Genomic DNA, 19,538 nt, shown 5'->3' with positions numbered 1-19,538 from the left:
TGTTGGAAGGAGTTGAAAAAGATGCACAAATTAATCGAAGATATTACGAAAGAACAACTTCGCTCTGATCTACCATCTTTCCGTCCTGGTGATACAGTACGTGTACACGTTAACATCGTTGAGGGTACTCGTGAACGTATTCAGGTATACGAAGGAGTAGTAATCAAACGCCGTGGTGGCGGTATCAGCGAAACATTTACTGTTCGTAAAATTTCTTACGGTGTAGGTGTTGAACGTACTTTCCCTGTACACACACCTAAAATCGCTAAATTAGAAGTTATTCGTCGCGGTAAAGTCCGTCGTGCGAAACTTTATTACCTGCGTAACCTTCGCGGTAAAGCGGCTCGTATTAAAGAAATTCGATAAGAACGTAAGAAAAGGAGCTTGGAGACAAGCTCCTTTTCCTTTTTTAAAAGCTTTTGTTACATTTAGTGATTTCAACTATTTTAGAGAAACCACCAATTTTTAATGAGAATTAAATGAAATTCTAGTAGAATAGAAAAAGATAGAAATAATCATGGGTGGTGGAGATGTGGTTAAAGAAAAAAACGAGTGGTGGGAGTGGATGAAGGCGCTGTTGATTGCAGTGGGTTTAGCTGCTATTATCAGATTCTTTTTATTTGCACCCATTGTGGTTGACGGATTATCAATGATGCCTACTTTACATAATGGTGACCGTATGATTGTAAGTAAACTGGGTGAGCCGGAGCGATTCGATATCGTCGTATTCCATGCCCCTGAGCACAAGGATTATATCAAGCGGGTCATCGGGCTTCCCGGGGATAAAGTAGAGTATAAAAATGACACATTATATATTAATGGTAAAGCATATGCTGAACCATACCTTAAAGAATACAAAGATCAATTGAATGGCGGCGTCTTAACTGAAGATTTCACATTGAAGGACCTTACCGGGAAAGAAACGGTCCCTGAAGGCGAAATCTTTGTCATGGGTGACAACCGTCGATTCAGTAAGGATAGCCGGCATATCGGAACAGTCTCGACCGATGAAGTGATCGGGGACACAAAAGTGATCTATTGGCCTGTTAAAGATTTCGGTTTGGTGAAATAATAGAAAAAAGGTGTTTGGAGGTGGTCATATGACAATTCAATGGTTTCCGGGGCATATGGCTAAAGCTCGTAGGCAAGTGACCGAGAAATTAAAACTTGTGGACATTGTGATCGAATTAGTAGATGCCAGAATCCCATTATCGTCAAGAAATCCGATGATTGAAGAAATCATCGGACAGAAGCCCCGTCTCGTATTGTTAAATAAAGCAGACATGGCCGACACTAACAGGACGAATCAGTGGATAGCCTACTTTAAAGAACAGGGCATTACGGCGCTTTCGGTAAATGCACAGGCCGGCAAGGGTCTTCAAGTCATCGTGCAGGCTGCTAAAGAGATCCTGAAAGATAAATTTGACCGTATGAAGTCGAGAGGAATGAGACCCCGTGCTATCAGGGCCATGATCGTGGGAATTCCCAATGTGGGTAAATCCACTTTGATCAACAGGCTGGCGAAGAAGAATATCGCTAAAACGGGAAATACCCCCGGTGTGACGAAGGCCCAGCAATGGATCAAAGTCGGGAAAGAGCTTGAACTGCTCGATACTCCGGGGATATTGTGGCCGAAGTTCGAAGATCCCAAGGTGGGTTATAAACTGGCTTTGACGGGAGCGATCAAAGATACCATCCTGAATTTACAGGATATTGCCGTATATGGTCTGCGGTTTCTTTCAGAGCACTATCCAGAGCGACTAGAAGAGCGCTACGGCCTCGACTCGCTATCCGAAGAGGTAGTGGACAGCTTTGACAAGATCGGTGCTAAAAGAGGCTGTCTGATGGCTGGTGGAGAAGTGAATTATGATAAGACATCTGAAATCATCGTAAGGGACATCCGTAATGTGCAATTGGGACCCATGACGTTTGATTTCATCGATGAAGCGGAAAAAGATAGTGAATAACGAAGAGGCTGTATAATGGGAGGAATCCCTTTTACACAGCCTCTTTATTTTTGCGGGTTCTATCCGATATATACAAGGAGGAATGATGGTGACGAAAGTACATAGAACAATCAAAGAAATGAAAGAATGGATCGATACCCTGTCAGATTCTGATCCGATATTGGAAGAATTGAAACAGGATGATAGAAAAGGTGTTCAGAAGCTTCTGTTACAACGGGAACGGGAACGGTTGAAAAAGGCCAAGGAGAAAGAAGAATTTCAAACCCTCACCCGATATGAAAATGAGCTGCGCCTGCAAGGCTTCACTCGTATCGCAGGGATAGACGAGGTGGGAAGGGGACCGCTTGCAGGACCGGTCGTCACGGCAGCCGTCATCCTGCCTTCTGACTTCTATTTAGCTGGCTTGAATGATAGCAAGAAGCTTTCAGAAGTGAAAAGGGAAGAATTTTATGCATATATAGAAGAGCATGCCATTGCGCTCGGCGTTGGGATGGTCCATGCAGCTGAAATTGATTCCATCAACATTTATCAGGCGACGAAAAAGGCGATGAATGAAGCGGTCGTCCATCTGGAAGTTCAGCCTGATTACCTGTTGATAGATGCGATGAACATTCAATCCCCATATCCGAGTCAGTCCATCATAAAAGGTGACGCGAAAAGTATATCGATCGCGGCAGCCTCGATTGTCGCAAAGGTGACAAGGGACAGATTGATGAAGGAGTATGCTGAAACATATCCCGGCTATGCTTTCGAGAAAAATGCTGGTTATGGTACAAAAGAACACTTAATGGGATTGGAAAAACTCGGTGTGACCCCACTTCATCGAAAGAGCTTTTCACCGGTGAAAGAACTTCACGAGTCCGATCAATAGGTGACTGTTTTTATATAAGATTTGCAGTATTTAAATGATGGAACGGGGGGTAGGGTAATGACCCACATTCATGGAACCTCAGGCAATCAACCGCTGTCCTCCGGGGGCGGAAAACCCTTTTCACTGCAAAGTGGGAAGGTGCTTTATATTAAGGTTCATAAGCTGTTGGGTGATGACATTGCAGAAGTATCTGCGAGTGGTCAGCGGTTCGTGGCAAAGCTCGAAGCTCCTTTGAAGGCAGAAGGGCGATACTGGGTGGAAGTGAAGCAATCAGAGAGTGGAGTTAGCCTCCACTTGATACCTTCTCAACATGGAGAGGCAGATGCGGCGGATATAGCATCTAAGCTTTTACACCATCTTTCCATTTCGAGTAAAGAAAAGGAAATGACTTCATTGGTTAGGGATCTTGTAAAGAATCAGATCCCCATTCATAAAGAAATGCTGATATTTGCTGAGAAGCATGTAAAGGGCAAAGAAGCTACTCTGAATGCAAAGATCATCGTTGAAATGGCAAGGAGGAACATGCCGTTTACAGACAGGATATTCTTATCGATTAAATCCGGAGAAAAAAGTGATTTTATTTCCATGTTGGACACACTCATTTCTAAGTTAAGCGATACAGGGAGGGATGCCCCCACTCTTCATATACTTCAAAAGCTTCAGGAGCCAATGAGGATGAACCTTTCCGCTAACCTTGTCAGTAAAGCGTTGACAGGGTTAGCGGATCCTTCCCAACCATTTTCCAATCGATTGGGACACTTCGATTTATTAAAGTCCCTTGGTTTCTTTTCGAAAGATGCACTCATGCACCAATGGAAAGAAGCGGTAACCGGTATGCTTATTAATGGGCAAACTTCTGAAAATCAGCGGAAGGGGAACGGTGTGATGTCACCTTCTACCCCTGCTGCCGGGGGGCTTCCGGATGAGCGGAACCAGACTACAGCTAATACAGGCATCGTACAGGGGAAAAACGCTGCCGCACTTGTTGATAAATGGCTGAGCATCCTGACGACATCAGAAAATCCCATCAATGGAAAGAAGGAAGAAACTCCTGAATACGCGGCCAAACAGCTGGTGGAATTAGCGGGTAAAGAGAAACTGCTTGAGATGAACTTCACCAGGCTTAAAGAGATGTGGGGGGAGGGGGTTCCTTCATCCAATCAGGAGAAGATCTTTCAGAAGCTTCATCATCAGGCGGTATTGGCACTCACACAACAGCTTACGGGAGATGAATTGTCCAAGGCATTAAAAAGGGTGATTGGGGATTTCGGTATCAATTACGAGGCACGGATCAACAAAGGATATGAAATCCAGGGCCAGTCACTGAAGGAGCACCTCATCGGGATAAGCATGAATCACCCGGCATCGGACATCCGCCAACTAGCTGACGAAATTGTTCTGAAAATGAACCACCAGGTGCTTCATTCACAGGATCACTCCCCTTTTCTTACGATCGTGCAACAATTTCCCCTCTATTTATTTGGTCGAAACACGGATATTACCCTGCAATGGACAGGAAAAGAGAAGGAAAACGGTGTAATAGATGGTGATTACTGCCGAGTATTATTTTATTTGAACCTGGAGGGGTTAAAGGAGACATTGATCGATATGCAAGTTCAAAACCGTGTGATCTCCCTAACTGTATGGAATGAACATCCTGCTGTCGAAGCTTTGTCCCGGTCACTGATTCCCGATTTGAAAGAAGGGCTTGAGAAGCTTGACTATCAGTTATCCGCCATAAAGGTGAAGGAGCCGGATAAACAGTCCGAGCTTTCAGGAAAGATCTTAGGGGAACAGTCCGAGCCAATATTTACCGGAGTTGATGTAAAGATATGAAAAACCCGCAAGAACGGAAAGAAGCCATTGCTTTGGGGTATAATCAGCATGAAGGATCAGCGCCAAAAGTCGTGGCGAAAGGTAAGGGGATCATAGCTGAAAATATTCTTTCAAGAGCAGAAGAACACGGGATACCTGTTCAGGAAGATAAGAGTCTGTTGTCCCTTCTTGGAAACCTGGATACCGGAGAATCCATCCCGGAGGAATTATACGGTGCCGTAGCAGAAGTCTTTGCGTTTATATACCGTCTGGACAGAGGTATCTCCAATAGGGAATAACCCCGTGCGATCTTCTGGAATGGCCAGATTAAGATACCAAATATATTTTTTAAGTATAATAATTTATGAATGTAACACTCAATAAACATAGGATGATGAAGAGGAATTCTATCAAAATATGTTCAGAATTTTTAAATTAATATAATATTTTTAGCATAATGGTAGACATATATACTGTCATTTTATACAATGAAAGCGCAGTCTATTTTTTGAAGAGTTTGATAGGAGGATGGAAAATGAATATCCATGAATATCAAGGTAAAGAAATCCTCAGAAATTACGGGGTGTCCGTACCAAATGGTAAAGTGGCTTTTACAGCTGAAGAAGCAGTAGAAGCGGCGAAGACGTTAGATTCCAGCGTGTATGTAGTGAAGGCTCAAATCCATGCAGGTGGTCGAGGTAAAGCTGGCGGAGTTAAAATCGCTAAAAGCCTGGACGAAGTGCGTACATATGCAGATGAGTTAATCGGTAAAACTTTAGTAACTCACCAGACGGGTCCTGAAGGTAAGGAAGTAAAGCGCTTACTTATCGAAGAAGGCTGTGATATCAAGAAAGAATATTATGTAGGACTGGTACTCGATCGTGCGACTTCACAGGTTGTCCTGATGGCTTCTGAAGAAGGCGGAACAGAAATCGAAGAAGTAGCAGAAAAAACACCTGAAAAAATCTTTAAAGAGTACATCGATCCAGTAGTGGGATTAACAGGATTCCAAGCAAGACGGATTGCATTCAATATCAATATCCCTCAAAAACTGGTTGGAAAAGCAGCTAAGTTCATGATGGGTCTTTATAATGTGTACATCCAAAAGGATGCATCTATCGTTGAGATCAATCCATTAGTGGTGACAGGCGATGGAGACGTCATGGCACTTGACGCGAAGTTCAACTTCGATTCAAATGCACTATACCGTCAAAAGGATGTCATTGAATTACGAGATCTTGAAGAAGAAGATGCGAAAGAGATCGAAGCTTCTAAATATGACCTGAGCTATATTTCACTTGACGGTAATATCGGATGTATGGTTAATGGTGCAGGTCTTGCCATGGCTACGATGGACATCGTGAAGCATTATGGCGGAGATCCCGCTAACTTCCTTGATGTTGGGGGCGGTGCCACGGCAGAAAAGGTAACAGAAGCATTCAAAATCATCCTTTCTGATGAAAACGTTAAAGGTATTTTCGTCAATATCTTTGGTGGAATCATGAAGTGTGACGTCATTGCGACAGGTGTAGTAGAAGCAGCTAAGCAAATCGGGCTTCAAGTACCTCTTGTCGTACGTCTTGAAGGTACGAATGTTGACTTAGGTAAAGAAATCCTGAATCAATCAGGATTGAATATCATTGCAGCTGAATCCATGGCAGACGGCGCACAAAAAATCGTTGAGCAAGTAGGCTGAGAAAGGCGGGGGACTAATGAGCGTATTTATTAATAAAGATACCAAGGTTGTTGTACAAGGAATTACAGGATCAACAGCTCTTTTCCATACGAAACAAATGCTTGAATACGGTACACAAATCGTGGCAGGTGTTACACCTGGAAAAGGCGGAACAGAGGTTGAAGGCGTACCTGTTTTCAATACTGTTGAAGAAGCAAAGAAAGCAACTGGCGTAAATGCTTCCGTCATTTATGTTCCTGCACCATTTGCAGCAGATGCCATCATGGAAGCGGTAGATGCCGAGCTTGATTTGGCTATTTGTATCACAGAGCATATCCCAGTATTGGATATGGTGAAGGTAAAGCGTTATATGGAAGGTAAGAAAACTCGCCTTGTCGGGCCAAACTGTCCTGGAGTCATCACTCCTGACGAGTGTAAGATCGGGATCATGCCTGGCTACATCCATACAAAAGGTCACGTTGGGGTTGTTTCCCGTTCCGGTACACTGACGTATGAAGCTGTACACCAACTTTCACAAGCTGGAATCGGACAGTCAACGGCAGTCGGTATCGGTGGGGACCCTGTCAACGGTACAGACTTTATCGATGTATTGAAAGCTTTCAATGAAGATGAAGATACGTATGCGGTCATCATGATTGGTGAAATCGGCGGTACGGCAGAAGAAGAGGCAGCTGAGTGGATCAAAGCCAATATGACGAAGCCTGTAGTAGGATTCATCGGTGGACGTACGGCACCTCCAGGAAAACGCATGGGTCATGCCGGTGCGATCATTTCAGGTGGTAAAGGAACGGCAGATGAGAAAATCCGCGTTATGAATGAGTGTGGAATTCAAGTTGCACCGACACCATCCGATATGGGTGAAACATTGATCAAGGTCTTGAAAGAAGAGGGAATCCTCGATAAATGTAAAACACATTAATCTTGAAGTGAGACTGATAGCCATGCTATCAGTCTCACTTTTAACTATTGTAAAAATACTATTTTAGGAGGCTGTAAATGAAAGGAAATCGTCAATTCCTCTTTCATATTCATCACTGCCGTGGAATTGGATTAAAAGGCACCAAACGGCTGGTGGAAACATGTCAGGATCTTAAGGCTGTCTTCGAGCTATCCCCATCTAAGCTTCAGCAGGTGACCACTGCAACTTCCACGAATATTGAACTCTTCTACAGAGACCTTCACTCCTTTCCTTCAGACCGTTACATTGACCTTTATGCGAAGAACGATATACAGTGGATCACCCTGTTGGATGCGGAGTATCCTGTCCTATTGAAAAACGTTTATGATCCCCCCTTTCTACTCTTCTTAAAGGGTGATAGAAAACTGCTTCAGGCTTCTAGGAAATTGGCCGTGATAGGCTCCAGAAACGCCACCTCTTACACAGATAATGTCCTTCAAACCATGATTCCAGAACTAGTCAAACGAGAGGTCCTGATCGTAAGCGGGCTTGCGAAAGGGGCGGATACGATTGCCCATAAAGAAGCGATCCGGTCAGGTGGTAAAACGATAGGTGTGCTTGGGGGAGGGTTCCAGCACATCTACCCGAAACAAAATCTCGATTTGGCCCATCATATGATGGAACATCATCTTCTCATATCCGAATATCCTCCTTATATGAAACCCGAGAAATGGCACTTCCCCTTACGAAATCGAATCATAAGCGGTCTCAGCGATGCAGTCCTCGTGACAGAAGCCAGGAAAAAGAGCGGGACCTTCATCACGGCTGACTATGCATTGAATGAAGGCAGAGAAGTCCTGTGTCTCCCCGGATCCATCCTCGATCCATTAGCAGAAGGAACCAACACCCTCATACAAGAAGGAGCCAAAATGGTCTTATCAGTAGAAGACATTGTTTCAGAACTCCAGGTATAAAGTTGAAAAATATGATATAAACTCTCTAAATAAGGCAGGTTTTCACCCCTCAAGGTTTGAATAATTACAAGTAATTTATACAAAATGGTTGCAATTATAGTAAAACTGTTATACATTTTGCAACAGGTATCAAAAACTGTATATAAGAGAAATAAATAGATAATAGCAGTACTTCTCTACACTGAAATCAATTTCACACCTATGAGAATGTTAGTGTAAACGTTTCCGTTTGTGCTTTTAAAAGGAACATTCCAAGGTGCTATAAAACAGTGATTATTTTCCTCTTTAAGGAGGCTAATTGGATGGCAGATTATTTAGTAATAGTGGAATCGCCGGCTAAGGCGAAAACAATTGAACGTTATTTAGGGAAAAAATATAAGGTCAGGGCTTCAATGGGCCACGTCCGGGACTTGCCAAAGAGTCAAATGGGCGTCGATGTTGAGAATGAATTCGAACCGAAATACATCACAATACGCGGTAAGGGCCCTGTCTTAAAAGAGTTAAAAACCGCTGCAAAAAAAGTGAAAAGAATCTTTCTTGCAGCCGACCCCGACAGGGAAGGGGAAGCGATTGCCTGGCACCTGGCTCACAGCCTGGATATGGATACCACATCGGAGTGTCGGGTGGTATTCAACGAGATCACGAAGGATGCGATCAAAGAGTCCTTCAAGCACCCGCGTGCCATTAATATGGACTTGGTCGATGCGCAGCAGGCCAGAAGGATTTTAGACCGATTAGTGGGGTACAACATCAGCCCATTATTATGGAAAAAGGTGAAAAAGGGACTAAGTGCCGGCAGGGTTCAATCGGTTGCAGTCCGGTTGATCATTGACAGGGAAAATGAAATCAAAGCCTTCACGCCGGAAGAGTATTGGTCGATCGAAGCAGAATTCACCAAAGACAACGATACATTCCAAGCATCTTTTTATGGAATCGACGGTAAAAAGGTGGAGTTGAAAACCGAAGAGGACGTAAAAGATGTCCTCGGGAAAATAAAGGGTAAATCCTTCGAAGTCAACAAAGTGACGAAAAAGGAAAGAAAGAGAAATCCCGCACCTCCGTTCACAACTTCCTCCCTCCAGCAGGAAGCAGCCCGGAAATTAAATTTCCGTGCGAAGAAAACGATGATGCTCGCTCAGCAACTATACGAAGGAATCGAGATGGGGAAACAAGGAACCGTTGGGTTTATCACCTATATGAGAACGGACTCCACCAGAATCTCTGAAGTTGCACAAAAAGAAGCGAATGAATACATCGTGAATAAGTATGGTCAGGATTTTATCAAGCAGTCAGATCGTAAAGAGAAAAAACAACAAAAAGCTCAGGATGCCCATGAAGCCGTTCGTCCTACGAGTACTCTAAGGGATCCTTCGTCGGTAAAAGAATTTCTTTCCAGGGACCAATATCGTCTGTATAAATTGATTTGGGAACGTTTTGTAGCCAGTGAAATGGCACCGGCAATTATGGACACGATGAGTGTTGATATCGTAAACGGTTCCGTCATGTTCAGAGCGACCGGTTCAAAAGTGAAATTCCCCGGCTTTATGAAGGTATATGTCGAGGGTTCTGATGATCAAAAAGAAGAAAAGGATAATTTCCTTCCTGCTTTGGAAGAAAACGATAAGGTGAAAAGCGAAGACATCGATCCGAGTCAGCATTTCACTCAGCCACCGCCAAGGTACACGGAGGCCCGACTTGTTAAAACATTGGAAGAACTGGGTATCGGCAGACCTTCCACGTACGCTCCCACCCTGGATACGATTCAGCGGAGAGGGTATGTGACACTGGATAACAAGCGTTTTGTCCCAACGGAGCTTGGCGAAATCGTGCTGGAATTGGTGAGGGAATTCTTCCCGGATATCATCGATGTCGAGTTCACAGCGAACATGGAACGAAGCCTTGATGACATCGAAGACGGCAATGAAAAATGGGAAAGAATCATAGAACGCTTTTATCAGGATTTTGAAAAACATCTTGAAAAGGCCGAAAATGAAATGGAGAAAATTGAAATCCGTGATGAACCTGCCGGTGAAGATTGTGAGGAATGCGGTCATCCGATGGTGTTCAAAATGGGAAGATACGGAAAGTTCATGGCCTGCAGTAACTTTCCCGACTGTCGCAACACGAAGCCGATCGTCAAGGAAATCGGTGTGAAATGCCCTAAATGTGAAAAAGGGAATATCATCGAACGTAAAAGCAAGAAAAAGCGTATTTTCTACGGATGCGATCAGTATCCTGAATGTGACTTCTTATCATGGGATAAGCCGATAGAACGGAAATGCCCGAAATGTTCTGAATTGCTCGTAGAGAAGAAGCTTAAAAAAGGTAATCAGATTCAATGTACGAATTGTGATTATAAAGAGGAACCGCAGAAATAATTCCTGTCTGATAGGTGTGTTGGGAAAAAGGCGTTTTCCTGATAAATCTGATCATTAAGGAATAATTGTTGTCATAGTCGATAAAAAACGATTGATTGTTCAACAATGAACTTATACAATGTAACGAGGGACTGTCCCAACAGGTGATTTCTCTATTGCCTATTGGGTCAGCCCTTTTGTGTTGTCATATACTTTTGTAACAAACTAACAAATTTTCAATATACATGTATCTTTTTTGCATTTCCCCTTTTTGTACCATACTGATTGGATAAAGAACGTGTTTAGACTGTAGGAGGTCAATCGTTATGACGGTAAATGTCATTGGAGCAGGATTAGCAGGGAGTGAAGCCGCTTGGCAGATTGCGAAAAGGGGGATACAAGTCAACCTTTTCGAAATGAGACCCGTTACCAAAACGCCTGCCCATCATACAGATAAGTTTGCAGAGCTTGTGTGCAGTAACTCACTTAGGGCAAATACTCTGACGAATGCAGTAGGAGTGTTAAAGGAAGAAATGAGACAGTTGGATTCAGTCATCATCTCGGCAGCGGATGCCAGTTCCGTCCCGGCTGGGGGAGCATTGGCGGTCGATCGTCATGAATTTGCAGCACTGGTTACGGACAGAGTGAAACATCACCCGAACGTGACGGTATTTAATGAAGAAGTCACTGATTTACCAGAGGGTATTACCATTGTAGCCACCGGACCATTGACAAGTGAGGCCCTGTCAAAACAGATCAAGCGCCTGACTGGGGAAGAACATTTATACTTCTATGACGCAGCTGCCCCGATCATTGAGAAGGACTCCATAGACATGGAAAAAGTATACCTGAAATCACGTTATGATAAAGGGGAAGCGGCTTATTTGAATTGCCCGATGACCGAAAGTGAGTTCAATCGTTTCTATGAAGCCCTTATTTCCGCTGAGACGGTTCCGTTGAAAGAATTTGAGAAAGAAGTGTTCTTTGAAGGATGTATGCCGATTGAAGTCATGGCTTCACGCGGGAAGAAGACAATGTTATTCGGACCTCTCAAGCCGGTGGGACTCGAAGACCCTAAAACAGGAAAACGGCCTTACGCTGTAGTACAATTAAGACAAGATGATGCTGCAGGGACCCTTTATAATATTGTCGGATTCCAAACTCATTTAAAGTGGGGGCCGCAGAAAGAGGTTCTTCAATTGATCCCGGGACTTGAGAACGCCGATATTGTCCGTTACGGCGTCATGCACAGGAATACGTTCATCAACTCACCCAATGTCCTAAAGGATACGTATCAGCTGAAGAGTCATGAAAACCTGTTTTTTGCAGGTCAAATGACAGGTGTGGAAGGGTACGTGGAATCTGCTGCAAGCGGATTGATTGCCGGGATCAATGCGGCAAAACTTGCCATGAAACAAGAGCCTCTTGTGTTTCCGCATGATACGGCGATTGGAAGTATGGCCAGATATATTACGACAGCGAACAAACATAACTTTCAACCGATGAATGCCAATTTCGGCCTTTTCCCCGATCTGCCAAAAAAGGTAAAAGGAAAGAAAGAGCGCAATGAGCAACATGCGAACAGGGCGTTGGAAACAATTCAGAACTTTGTGAAAAAAGTGTAAAATTCGTTGCAAGGGTTGTCCGGTTGTGTTACTATTTAGTAGCCCTTGTGAGGTGTTAAACATGAAAAATCAATTAGATGAACAATTACATTCCTTTACTGAATATTTACAAATAGAAAAGCATTATTCCGTTCATACTTTTGAACAATATCGTCATGATATCGAAGAGTTCTACGTATTTATGAAAGAACAAGGTTTAAGTTCATTAAAAGATGTCGAGTATTCTGATGCGAGACTTTTTTTAACTAAGCTGCATGATCAGGGTTTGATGAGGTCTTCCATATCAAGGAAGGTTTCCAGTATAAGAAGCTTTTACCGTTATTTGAATCGGGAAAAAAAGTTGCTCGATAACCCCTTTTCGTTTGTCAATCTTCCCAAAAAAGAAAAGCGGCTGCCTACCTTTTTTTATGAGGAGGAAATAGAGGCGCTGCTTGCTGCCTGTGTCGGTGACTCACCTTTGGAAATACGTAACCGGGCTATATTTGAACTTCTCTATGCGACAGGAATCCGCGTTAGTGAATGTACGAATATACAGATGGGTGACGTTGACCTTGGGATGTCTACGATCCTGGTCAAAGGAAAAGGGAATAAAGAGAGGTATGTCCCCTTTGGAAGCTTTGCACACGATGCCCTGGAACAATACATAACACAGTCCCGGCCGAAGCTTGCGAAGGATGTGTCCCATAATCAATTGCTGGTCAATCACCGTGGTGGAGCATTAACCCAAAGAGGCGTGCGTCTGATCTTGAATAAGATTATCGAGAAAGCATCTTTGACGGGGAAGATACACCCCCATATGCTGCGACACACGTTCGCTACCCATTTATTGAATAATGGTGCCGATTTAAGGACGGTTCAGGAACTTCTTGGACATTCTCATCTATCATCGACTCAGCTGTATACCCATGTATCGAAGGATCAATTGAGAAAAACGTATTTAGCACATCACCCACGTGCCTAGAAGAGTTGGAGGTTTAGGATATGGAACAATTCCACGCAACCACTATTTTTGCCGTTCAGCATAATGGCCGTTGTGCAATGTCCGGTGACGGGCAGGTTACATTCGGCAACTCAGTCGTCATGAAGCATACTGCAAAAAAAGTACGAAAACTATTTAATGGAAAAGTATTGGCCGGATTCGCAGGGTCGGTTGCCGATGCATTTACTTTGTCCGAAATGTTTGAAGGAACGCTTCAGGAGTTCAACGGAAACCTTCCGAGAGCGGCAGTTGAGCTTGCGAAAGAGTGGCGAAGCGATAAGGTGCTGAGAAAGCTTGAAGCGATGTTGATTGTGATGGATGAAAATCATCTTCTATTGATTTCCGGTACGGGGGAAGTGATTGAACCGGATGATGGGATCCTTGCCATTGGTTCCGGTGGAAATTACGCATTATCTGCCGGCAGGGCGCTGAAGCAATACGCCGGCGACCATTTGTCAGCAAAGGAAATCGCCCGGTCTTCCCTTCAAATTGCTGCCGACATATGTGTATACACCAATAATCAGATTATCGTAGAAGAGCTTTAACGTGAAACTTCAGGTTTGATTTGATTCTCCCACACTATAGGAAAGTAAGGAGTGTGCCACTTGATGAAGAGCACTGATCAGTTAACGCCGAGGCAAATAGTAGAACGCCTTGATCAATATATTGTAGGTCAAAAGGATGCAAAGAGAGCTGTCGCTGTTGCACTTAGAAACCGCTATAGACGGAGCCTCCTGACAGATGTGTTGAAAGATGAAGTCATCCCTAAGAATATTTTGATGATGGGACCGACCGGTGTCGGTAAAACGGAGATTGCCAGAAGGATAGCGAAATTGGTTCGTGCCCCTTTTGTTAAGGTGGAGGCGACGAAGTTTACGGAAGTAGGTTATGTCGGACGTGATGTTGAATCAATGGTCAGAGATCTGGTGGAAACCTCCGTCCGTCTGGTAAAAGAGGAAAAAATGGTCGGGGTACGAGAAAGAGCGGCTGAAAATGCCAGCCGCCGCCTAGTGGAACTCGTTGTGCCTTCCAAGAAGAAATCCTCTTCCTATAAGAACCCATTTGAAATGATCTTCGGGGGTAACGGAGCTCAAGGGTCTTCTGAAGAAGAAGAAGAAAAGCAGGAAGAGATTTCCCTTCAGGAGCAAAGAAGAAGGATGGAAAAGAGACTTGAAAACGGTGAACTCGAAGAAGAATTCATCACGATTGAAGTAGAGGAGCAGCAAGCCTCCATGTTTGATATGCTTCAAGGCTCAGGCATGGAACAAATGGGCATGAACATGCAGGACGCCCTCAGTAATTTCATGCCGAAAAAAAAGAAAAAACGTAAATTGAAGGTAAAAGAAGCAAGGACCGTTCTGACCAATGAGGAAGCCCAGAAGCTCATTGACATGGATGAAGTAACGCAAGAAGCAATTATCCGTGCAGAGCAGTCAGGGATCATCTTCATTGATGAAATCGACAAAATCGCAAGCAAGAGCTCGGGTCAATCTTCAGCGGATGTATCCAGGGAAGGGGTCCAGCGTGATATTCTCCCGGTCGTAGAGGGATCGACCATCGTCACTAAATATGGTTCGGTGAAGACAGATCATGTCCTTTTCATTGCTGCCGGTGCCTTTCACATGAGTAAACCTTCTGATCTTATCCCTGAATTACAAGGGCGTTTTCCGATCAGGGTGGAACTTCAGAAGTTGTCTACAGACGACTTCGTGAGGATTCTAGTTGAACCGGATAACGCCATCATTAAACAATATATTGCTTTAATAGAAACAGAAGGTATACAAATTGAATTTTCTGACGATGCTATTCGTAGACTCGCTGAAATTGCTTATGATGTCAATCAGAATACCGATAATATCGGGGCTAGAAGACTTCATACCATTATGGAAAAACTTCTTGAGGACCTATCCTTCGAAGCACCCGATATCACTCTGGAAATGGTGAAGATCACCCCGCAATACGTGGATGATAAGTTAGGTGCCATTTCAAAAGATAAGGATCTCAGTCAGTTTATCCTATGAGTTTTCACTTACCCTCTATTGGGTAAAGATAGATGGATTCAAGATAATATTAAATTAAATAATAGATACACTTAAGTTGTAGTAGGAGGAAAAGTAATGAATTTATTAGGTAAAACAAGAACGATTAATGCCATGCTGCAAAAAGCAGCCGGTAAACCGGTGAATTTCAAAGAAATGTCAGAAACACTGAGTAAGGTGATCGAAGCGAATGTGTTCGTTGTGAGCCGTCGTGGTAAACTATTGGGGTATGCCATCAATCAGCAAATTGAAAACGAGCGTATGAAACAAATGCTTGCTGACCGTCAATTTCCCGAGGAGTATACTCAAAACTTATTCAATGTACAAGAAACATCTCCAAATCTGGATGTGAATAGTGAATATACTGCTTTCCCTGTGGAAAATAGAGAGTTCTTCAAAAATGGTCTAACGACGATCGTACCTATCATTGGTGGTGGGGAAAGACTGGGAACGTTGATCCTTGCGCGACTTGAAGCAAGCTTTGAAGACGATGATCTGATTCTTGCCGAATATGGTGCAACCGTAGTAGGTATGGAGATTCTTCGTGAAAAAGCCGAGGAGATCGAGGTAGAAGCGAGAAGCAAGGCAGTTGTACAGATGGCCATCAGTTCATTGTCGTATAGTGAGCTCGAGGCGATTGAACATATTTTTGAAGAACTAGATGGAAATGAAGGTCTATTGGTTGCTTCTAAGATTGCCGACAGAGTCGGTATTACACGTTCAGTAATCGTCAACGCCCTTCGTAAACTGGAAAGTGCCGGCGTAATCGAATCTCGTTCTCTTGGGATGAAAGGTACTTACATTAAAGTCTTAAATAACAAGTTCCTCGTTGAACTGGATAAATTGCGTACAAACTAATCAATGTGAAAAGCTGTTTCCCTTATCGGGGGAGCAGCTTTTTTTGTTTATAATGGGGCTGAATCATCTTGTTCAGGTCAGCACAGCTTTTATGTGAAGAATGAAGGGAAATGTCAGATTGTTTAGGGAAAATAAGCCGAATGGACTACTGGCAATCGTCCTTTTGGTATTGTCATCTTTTATGTGGATAGTACAATAAAGTTACAACAATGTTACGACCTATTTCGACAACTGCACGTTATAGAGTGAAAATGATAGGGGATATTAAAGTATTCACCTGATTACAGGTGAAGTTTTCTTATGCAGGGGATGAAATGATTATATAATCTTCCGCTTCATTAGCATATTTTTGTCGGGAATCGACTGCCAATGGAAGAAACGTTTTTAACATTACGCGCTTGTTGTAATATAAATGTAACATTTTTAGAAAAAACCTATTTATTTGTAAAAATAACCATGGGAATATTAGGTTAAAAAGTGAATGAAAAGTCACGAATTCAATGAATATCGCCCTCTTTCTTGAAAATTTACGGAATATTCATAGACACTAATCTTGCTAAACATTACAATAAATACTGTTGTATGCTAAATATGTCAAAAATAGTTGAAACATGTCAAAAAACGGATAGAGGTACCTAAAGTGAAACTTTTTTCCAACACGTTCACAACTCTAGAAAACGGGCTGAATTATGCCTCTTTAAATCAGAAAGTCATATCTCAAAATATCGCGAACGTCGATACACCGAATTATAAAGCAAAAAAGGTAGAATTTAAGTCGATGTTAGATCAATCCCTTCAACAACTTGAAGCGAAAAGAACCGATCAACGTCATTTTACCTTTCATTCAAACAGTGAACATCCAGCAGTAAAGACGAAGTCAAATTATCAGTATAATCATAATGGAAATGGTGTAGATCTGGATCAGGAAATGTCGGAGATGGCAACAAACCAAATTTATTTTAATGCCCTGTCAGACCGTATTAACGGGAAGTTTAACAGTCTGCAAACAGTCATAAGGGGAGGTAAGTAGGCATGGGATTGTTTACAGGTATGAATACAACCGCTTCTGCTCTGACTGCCCAGCGCTTAAGGATGGATGTCATTTCATCCAACATGGCAAATGTGGACACAACGAGAGGGAGGATGGTGAATGGTGAGTGGCAGCCTTACCAAAGGAAGTCTGTAGTGATGGCGCCGAAGGAAAATCAGTTTTCCTCTTTTCTAAATAAGGCAATGAATACGAGAGATGATCACTCTGTGGGCAATGGAGTCAAGGTATCCCGCATCGAGGAGGATAAAGATACACCGTTCAAAATGGTTTATGACCCGGAGCATCCCGATGCAAATGATGACGGGTATGTCCGGTTGCCGAATGTAGATCCACTGCGGGAAATGGTGGACCTCATTTCAGCTACAAGGTCCTATGAAGCAAATGTAACGGTATTTAACGCAAATAAGGCGATGTTAATGAAGTCACTGGAAATTGGTAAATAAAGTGAGGTTTCAGTTCTATGGCAATACATAATATTAGTTCGGTAAATCCAAGTGTTATAAGTCCGTCATTTGTAAAAAAAAATAATTCTCCTCAAGAAGCGACGGGTAATTTCAGTCAATTGCTTAAAAAGTCCATCGATGAGGTCAATCAGATGCAGGTTCAGTCGGATCAATTAACGGCAAAGCTTGTGCGTGGTGAAAATGTTGATCTCCATCAAGTGATGATTGCTTCGCAAAAGGCGAGCATCACCCTGCAAACGACAATGGAAGTGCGAAATAAAGTAGTGGAAGCCTATCAAGAGATAATGAGAATGCCAATGTAGTAGACTCATGCAGTCGAGTACCGGAGGATTGTAATGAATGAATCGTTTAAGAAGTATACAGAACAGATAAAAACGTATTGGACAAGCAGAACCAAAAAACAAAAAATAAGCATGGGAGCCATCTTCCTGATATCTGTCATTCTGATCAGTGCGGTAAGTTACTTTTCAACACGGACTACCCTCGTACCTTTATATAGTAATTTATCACCTTCAGAAACGGGTACCATCAAAGAAAATCTGGATGGCAGAGGCATTCCTTCGGAGATCACCGAAGGCGGTTCGACGATCATGGTCCCTAATGAGCAAGTGGATACATTGAAAGTTGAACTTGCGGCAGAGGGAATTCCTAACTCTGGAAGCATCGACTACAGCTTTTTTAGTCAAAATGCCGGATTTGGTATGACAGATAATGAATTCAATGTGATGAAACTGGATGCCATGCAAACGGAATTAGCTGATCTGATGAAAGGGATAGATGGGATACAGGATGCAAAAGTCATGATCAACCTACCTGAGAAACAGATTTTCTTAGATGATGATGTTCAGAATGCATCTGCTTCCATCGTATTGGATACGAAGCCCGGCTTTTCGTTTGACCAAAAGCAAATCAAGTCACTTTATCATCTTGTATCCAAAAGTGTGCCTGACCTGCCTACTGAGAATATCGTCATCATGAACCAGTATTTTGAGTATTTTGATTTAGAATCACAAAATGATTCCATGGGAAGCGGGAATTTTGCCCAGCAAATGAATGTAAAGAAAGAAGTCGAACGGGATATTCAACGGCAGGTTCAAAATATGCTCGGTACGCTGATCGGCTTTAACAAGGTAGTCGTTTCCGTTACAACTGATATTGACTTTACCCAAGAAAACCGTGAAGAAAACCTCGTGACTCCCGTTGATGAAGAAAATATTGAAGGAATTGCTGTCAGTGCTCAGCGAATAACCGAAACCTTCTCGGGTGAAGGCGCAAATCCGGGGGGGACACCGGGAGCAGGAGATGCCAATGAACCTACCAATAGCGGGGTTACATATGGCTCGAGTTCAGAATCGAATGGTGATTATGAGCGAATGGAAGAAACGATCAACAGCGAAGTGAACCGCATTAAAAAAGAAATAGTAGAAAGTCCTTATAAAATAAGAGATCTTGGTATACAGGTCATGGTGGAGCCTCCTAATCCTGAAGAGGAGTCGTCATTACCTCAAGGCAGAGTTGATGATATACGCCAAGTACTGTCTACGATCGTCCGAACGTCCATCGATAAGGAAGCAAACCCTGAGCTGACTGATGCGGCAATTGAAGATAAGGTAGTCGTTTCGATTCAACCATTCAATGGGAAAGTAGACGTCGCATCTGAACAGAAACCTGTCCTGCCTTGGTGGATATATGTTGTTGGAGGCATTCTCCTTGTAGTGATTCTTCTGTTGGTATTCTTCTTAATGCGTTCACGAAAGAAAGAGCAAATGGAAGAAATGGAATATGAAGAAACAAGAGAGCCCGTCCATATCCCTGATATTGAACCGAAAGAAGAAACAGAAGGTTCGATACGACGTAAGCAGCTGGAGAGAATGGCTAAAGATAAACCAGAAGAATTTGCGAAACTGTTACGCACCTGGTTAGCAGAGGATTAGGAGGAATGAA

19 protein-coding genes are annotated in these 19,538 nt (G+C 43.0%); all 19 read left to right on the top strand.

The window, feature by feature from the left end:
- The first annotated feature begins 21 nt into the window (after nt 1-21).
- The 19 genes from rplS to fliF all read left to right on the top strand — a co-directional run bounded on the left by rplS (nt 22) and on the right by fliF (nt 19,528).
- Nucleotides 22-366, top strand: a complete 345-nt coding sequence (gene rplS, locus CN378_RS10330) for a 50S ribosomal protein L19 (RefSeq protein WP_032088854.1) — start codon at nt 22-24, stop codon at nt 364-366.
- 166 nt (nt 367-532) lie between these two features.
- The gene (gene lepB, locus CN378_RS10325; protein ID WP_098351831.1) at nt 533-1,072 is read left to right on the top strand and encodes a signal peptidase I; all 540 of its coding nucleotides are present in this window, start codon (nt 533-535) and stop codon (nt 1,070-1,072) included.
- 28 nt (nt 1,073-1,100) lie between these two features.
- Nucleotides 1,101-1,967 (top strand): ribosome biogenesis GTPase YlqF, encoded by an 867-nt coding sequence (gene ylqF / locus CN378_RS10320; protein WP_098351799.1) that lies wholly within the window; start codon nt 1,101-1,103, stop codon nt 1,965-1,967.
- A gap of 118 nt (nt 1,968-2,085) precedes the next feature.
- Entirely contained in the window at nt 2,086-2,838 is a 753-nt protein-coding gene (locus CN378_RS10315; protein ID WP_483295077.1) for a ribonuclease HII, read from the top strand.
- Nucleotides 2,839-2,895: 57 nt separating this feature from the next.
- Nucleotides 2,896-4,674 (top strand): flagellar hook-length control protein FliK, encoded by a 1,779-nt coding sequence (locus tag CN378_RS10310; protein ID WP_098351797.1) that lies wholly within the window; start codon nt 2,896-2,898, stop codon nt 4,672-4,674.
- Nucleotides 4,671-4,952 (top strand): EscU/YscU/HrcU family type III secretion system export apparatus switch protein, encoded by a 282-nt coding sequence (locus CN378_RS10305; RefSeq protein WP_098351796.1) that lies wholly within the window; start codon nt 4,671-4,673, stop codon nt 4,950-4,952. The genes CN378_RS10310 and CN378_RS10305 overlap by 4 nt, the downstream gene beginning before the upstream one ends.
- 236 nt (nt 4,953-5,188) lie before the next feature.
- Nucleotides 5,189-6,349 carry an ADP-forming succinate--CoA ligase subunit beta gene (gene sucC, locus CN378_RS10300; RefSeq protein ID WP_098351795.1) on the top strand — a complete coding sequence of 387 codons (1,161 nt, stop codon included), beginning with the start codon at nt 5,189-5,191 and terminating at the stop codon, nt 6,347-6,349.
- A gap of 16 nt (nt 6,350-6,365) precedes the next feature.
- The gene (gene sucD, locus CN378_RS10295; RefSeq protein WP_098351794.1) at nt 6,366-7,268 is read left to right on the top strand and encodes a succinate--CoA ligase subunit alpha; all 903 of its coding nucleotides are present in this window, start codon (nt 6,366-6,368) and stop codon (nt 7,266-7,268) included.
- A 77-nt stretch (nt 7,269-7,345) separates the two neighbouring features.
- Entirely contained in the window at nt 7,346-8,221 is an 876-nt protein-coding gene (dprA, locus tag CN378_RS10290) for a DNA-processing protein DprA (protein ID WP_098351793.1), read from the top strand.
- 302 nt (nt 8,222-8,523) lie between these two features.
- Nucleotides 8,524-10,599: a type I DNA topoisomerase gene (topA, locus tag CN378_RS10285; RefSeq protein WP_098351792.1), complete on the top strand. Its 2,076-nt coding sequence runs from the start codon at nt 8,524-8,526 to the stop codon at nt 10,597-10,599.
- A 305-nt stretch (nt 10,600-10,904) separates the two neighbouring features.
- Nucleotides 10,905-12,203, top strand: a complete 1,299-nt coding sequence (gene trmFO, locus CN378_RS10280) for an FADH(2)-oxidizing methylenetetrahydrofolate--tRNA-(uracil(54)-C(5))-methyltransferase TrmFO (protein ID WP_098351791.1) — start codon at nt 10,905-10,907, stop codon at nt 12,201-12,203.
- A 61-nt stretch (nt 12,204-12,264) separates the two neighbouring features.
- Complete coding sequence (gene xerC, locus CN378_RS10275; RefSeq protein WP_098351790.1) at nt 12,265-13,164, top strand: tyrosine recombinase XerC; 900 nt, start codon at nt 12,265-12,267, stop codon at nt 13,162-13,164.
- A gap of 20 nt (nt 13,165-13,184) precedes the next feature.
- Nucleotides 13,185-13,727: an ATP-dependent protease subunit HslV gene (hslV, locus tag CN378_RS10270; protein WP_098351789.1), complete on the top strand. Its 543-nt coding sequence runs from the start codon at nt 13,185-13,187 to the stop codon at nt 13,725-13,727.
- 63 nt (nt 13,728-13,790) lie between these two features.
- Nucleotides 13,791-15,203, top strand: coding sequence for an ATP-dependent protease ATPase subunit HslU (gene hslU, locus CN378_RS10265; protein ID WP_098351788.1), 1,413 nt, complete (start codon nt 13,791-13,793; stop codon nt 15,201-15,203).
- A 96-nt stretch (nt 15,204-15,299) separates the two neighbouring features.
- The gene (gene codY, locus CN378_RS10260) at nt 15,300-16,079 is read left to right on the top strand and encodes a GTP-sensing pleiotropic transcriptional regulator CodY (protein WP_098351787.1); all 780 of its coding nucleotides are present in this window, start codon (nt 15,300-15,302) and stop codon (nt 16,077-16,079) included.
- A 640-nt stretch (nt 16,080-16,719) separates the two neighbouring features.
- A complete protein-coding gene (gene flgB / locus CN378_RS10255) occupies nt 16,720-17,109 on the top strand; it encodes a flagellar basal body rod protein FlgB (protein WP_098351786.1) in 390 nt (129 codons plus the stop codon).
- 2 nt (nt 17,110-17,111) lie between these two features.
- Complete coding sequence (flgC, locus tag CN378_RS10250) at nt 17,112-17,573, top strand: flagellar basal body rod protein FlgC (protein WP_098351785.1); 462 nt, start codon at nt 17,112-17,114, stop codon at nt 17,571-17,573.
- A gap of 17 nt (nt 17,574-17,590) precedes the next feature.
- Nucleotides 17,591-17,896 (top strand): flagellar hook-basal body complex protein FliE, encoded by a 306-nt coding sequence (gene fliE / locus CN378_RS10245; protein WP_098351784.1) that lies wholly within the window; start codon nt 17,591-17,593, stop codon nt 17,894-17,896.
- A gap of 33 nt (nt 17,897-17,929) precedes the next feature.
- Nucleotides 17,930-19,528, top strand: a complete 1,599-nt coding sequence (fliF, locus tag CN378_RS10240) for a flagellar basal-body MS-ring/collar protein FliF (protein WP_098351783.1) — start codon at nt 17,930-17,932, stop codon at nt 19,526-19,528.
- The last annotated feature ends 10 nt before the right edge of the window (nt 19,529-19,538 follow it).

The sequence above is a fragment of the Bacillus sp. AFS015802 genome (assembly GCF_002561455.1).
GTDB lineage: Bacteria > Bacillota > Bacilli > Bacillales > Bacillaceae_B > Rossellomorea.
This window is presented reverse-complemented; position numbering and strand designations above follow the sequence as displayed.

Bases quoted from the DNA above. Each gene is read 5' to 3' on its own strand.
- rplS (WP_032088854.1), top strand. From the start codon at position 22: ATGCACAAATTAATCGAAGATATTACGAAAGAACAACTTCGCTCTGAT.
- ylqF (WP_098351799.1), top strand. From the start codon at position 1,101: ATGACAATTCAATGGTTTCCGGGGCATATGGCTAAAGCTCGTAGGCAA.
- CN378_RS10315 (WP_483295077.1), top strand. From the start codon at position 2,086: ATGAAAGAATGGATCGATACCCTGTCAGATTCTGATCCGATATTGGAA.
- CN378_RS10310 (WP_098351797.1), top strand. From the start codon at position 2,896: ATGACCCACATTCATGGAACCTCAGGCAATCAACCGCTGTCCTCCGGG.
- CN378_RS10305 (WP_098351796.1), top strand. From the start codon at position 4,671: ATGAAAAACCCGCAAGAACGGAAAGAAGCCATTGCTTTGGGGTATAAT.
- sucC (WP_098351795.1), top strand. From the start codon at position 5,189: ATGAATATCCATGAATATCAAGGTAAAGAAATCCTCAGAAATTACGGG.
- sucD (WP_098351794.1), top strand. From the start codon at position 6,366: ATGAGCGTATTTATTAATAAAGATACCAAGGTTGTTGTACAAGGAATT.
- dprA (WP_098351793.1), top strand. From the start codon at position 7,346: ATGAAAGGAAATCGTCAATTCCTCTTTCATATTCATCACTGCCGTGGA.
- topA (WP_098351792.1), top strand. From the start codon at position 8,524: ATGGCAGATTATTTAGTAATAGTGGAATCGCCGGCTAAGGCGAAAACA.
- trmFO (WP_098351791.1), top strand. From the start codon at position 10,905: ATGACGGTAAATGTCATTGGAGCAGGATTAGCAGGGAGTGAAGCCGCT.
- xerC (WP_098351790.1), top strand. From the start codon at position 12,265: ATGAAAAATCAATTAGATGAACAATTACATTCCTTTACTGAATATTTA.
- hslV (WP_098351789.1), top strand. From the start codon at position 13,185: ATGGAACAATTCCACGCAACCACTATTTTTGCCGTTCAGCATAATGGC.
- hslU (WP_098351788.1), top strand. From the start codon at position 13,791: ATGAAGAGCACTGATCAGTTAACGCCGAGGCAAATAGTAGAACGCCTT.
- codY (WP_098351787.1), top strand. From the start codon at position 15,300: ATGAATTTATTAGGTAAAACAAGAACGATTAATGCCATGCTGCAAAAA.
- flgC (WP_098351785.1), top strand. From the start codon at position 17,112: ATGGGATTGTTTACAGGTATGAATACAACCGCTTCTGCTCTGACTGCC.
- fliE (WP_098351784.1), top strand. From the start codon at position 17,591: ATGGCAATACATAATATTAGTTCGGTAAATCCAAGTGTTATAAGTCCG.
- fliF (WP_098351783.1), top strand. From the start codon at position 17,930: ATGAATGAATCGTTTAAGAAGTATACAGAACAGATAAAAACGTATTGG.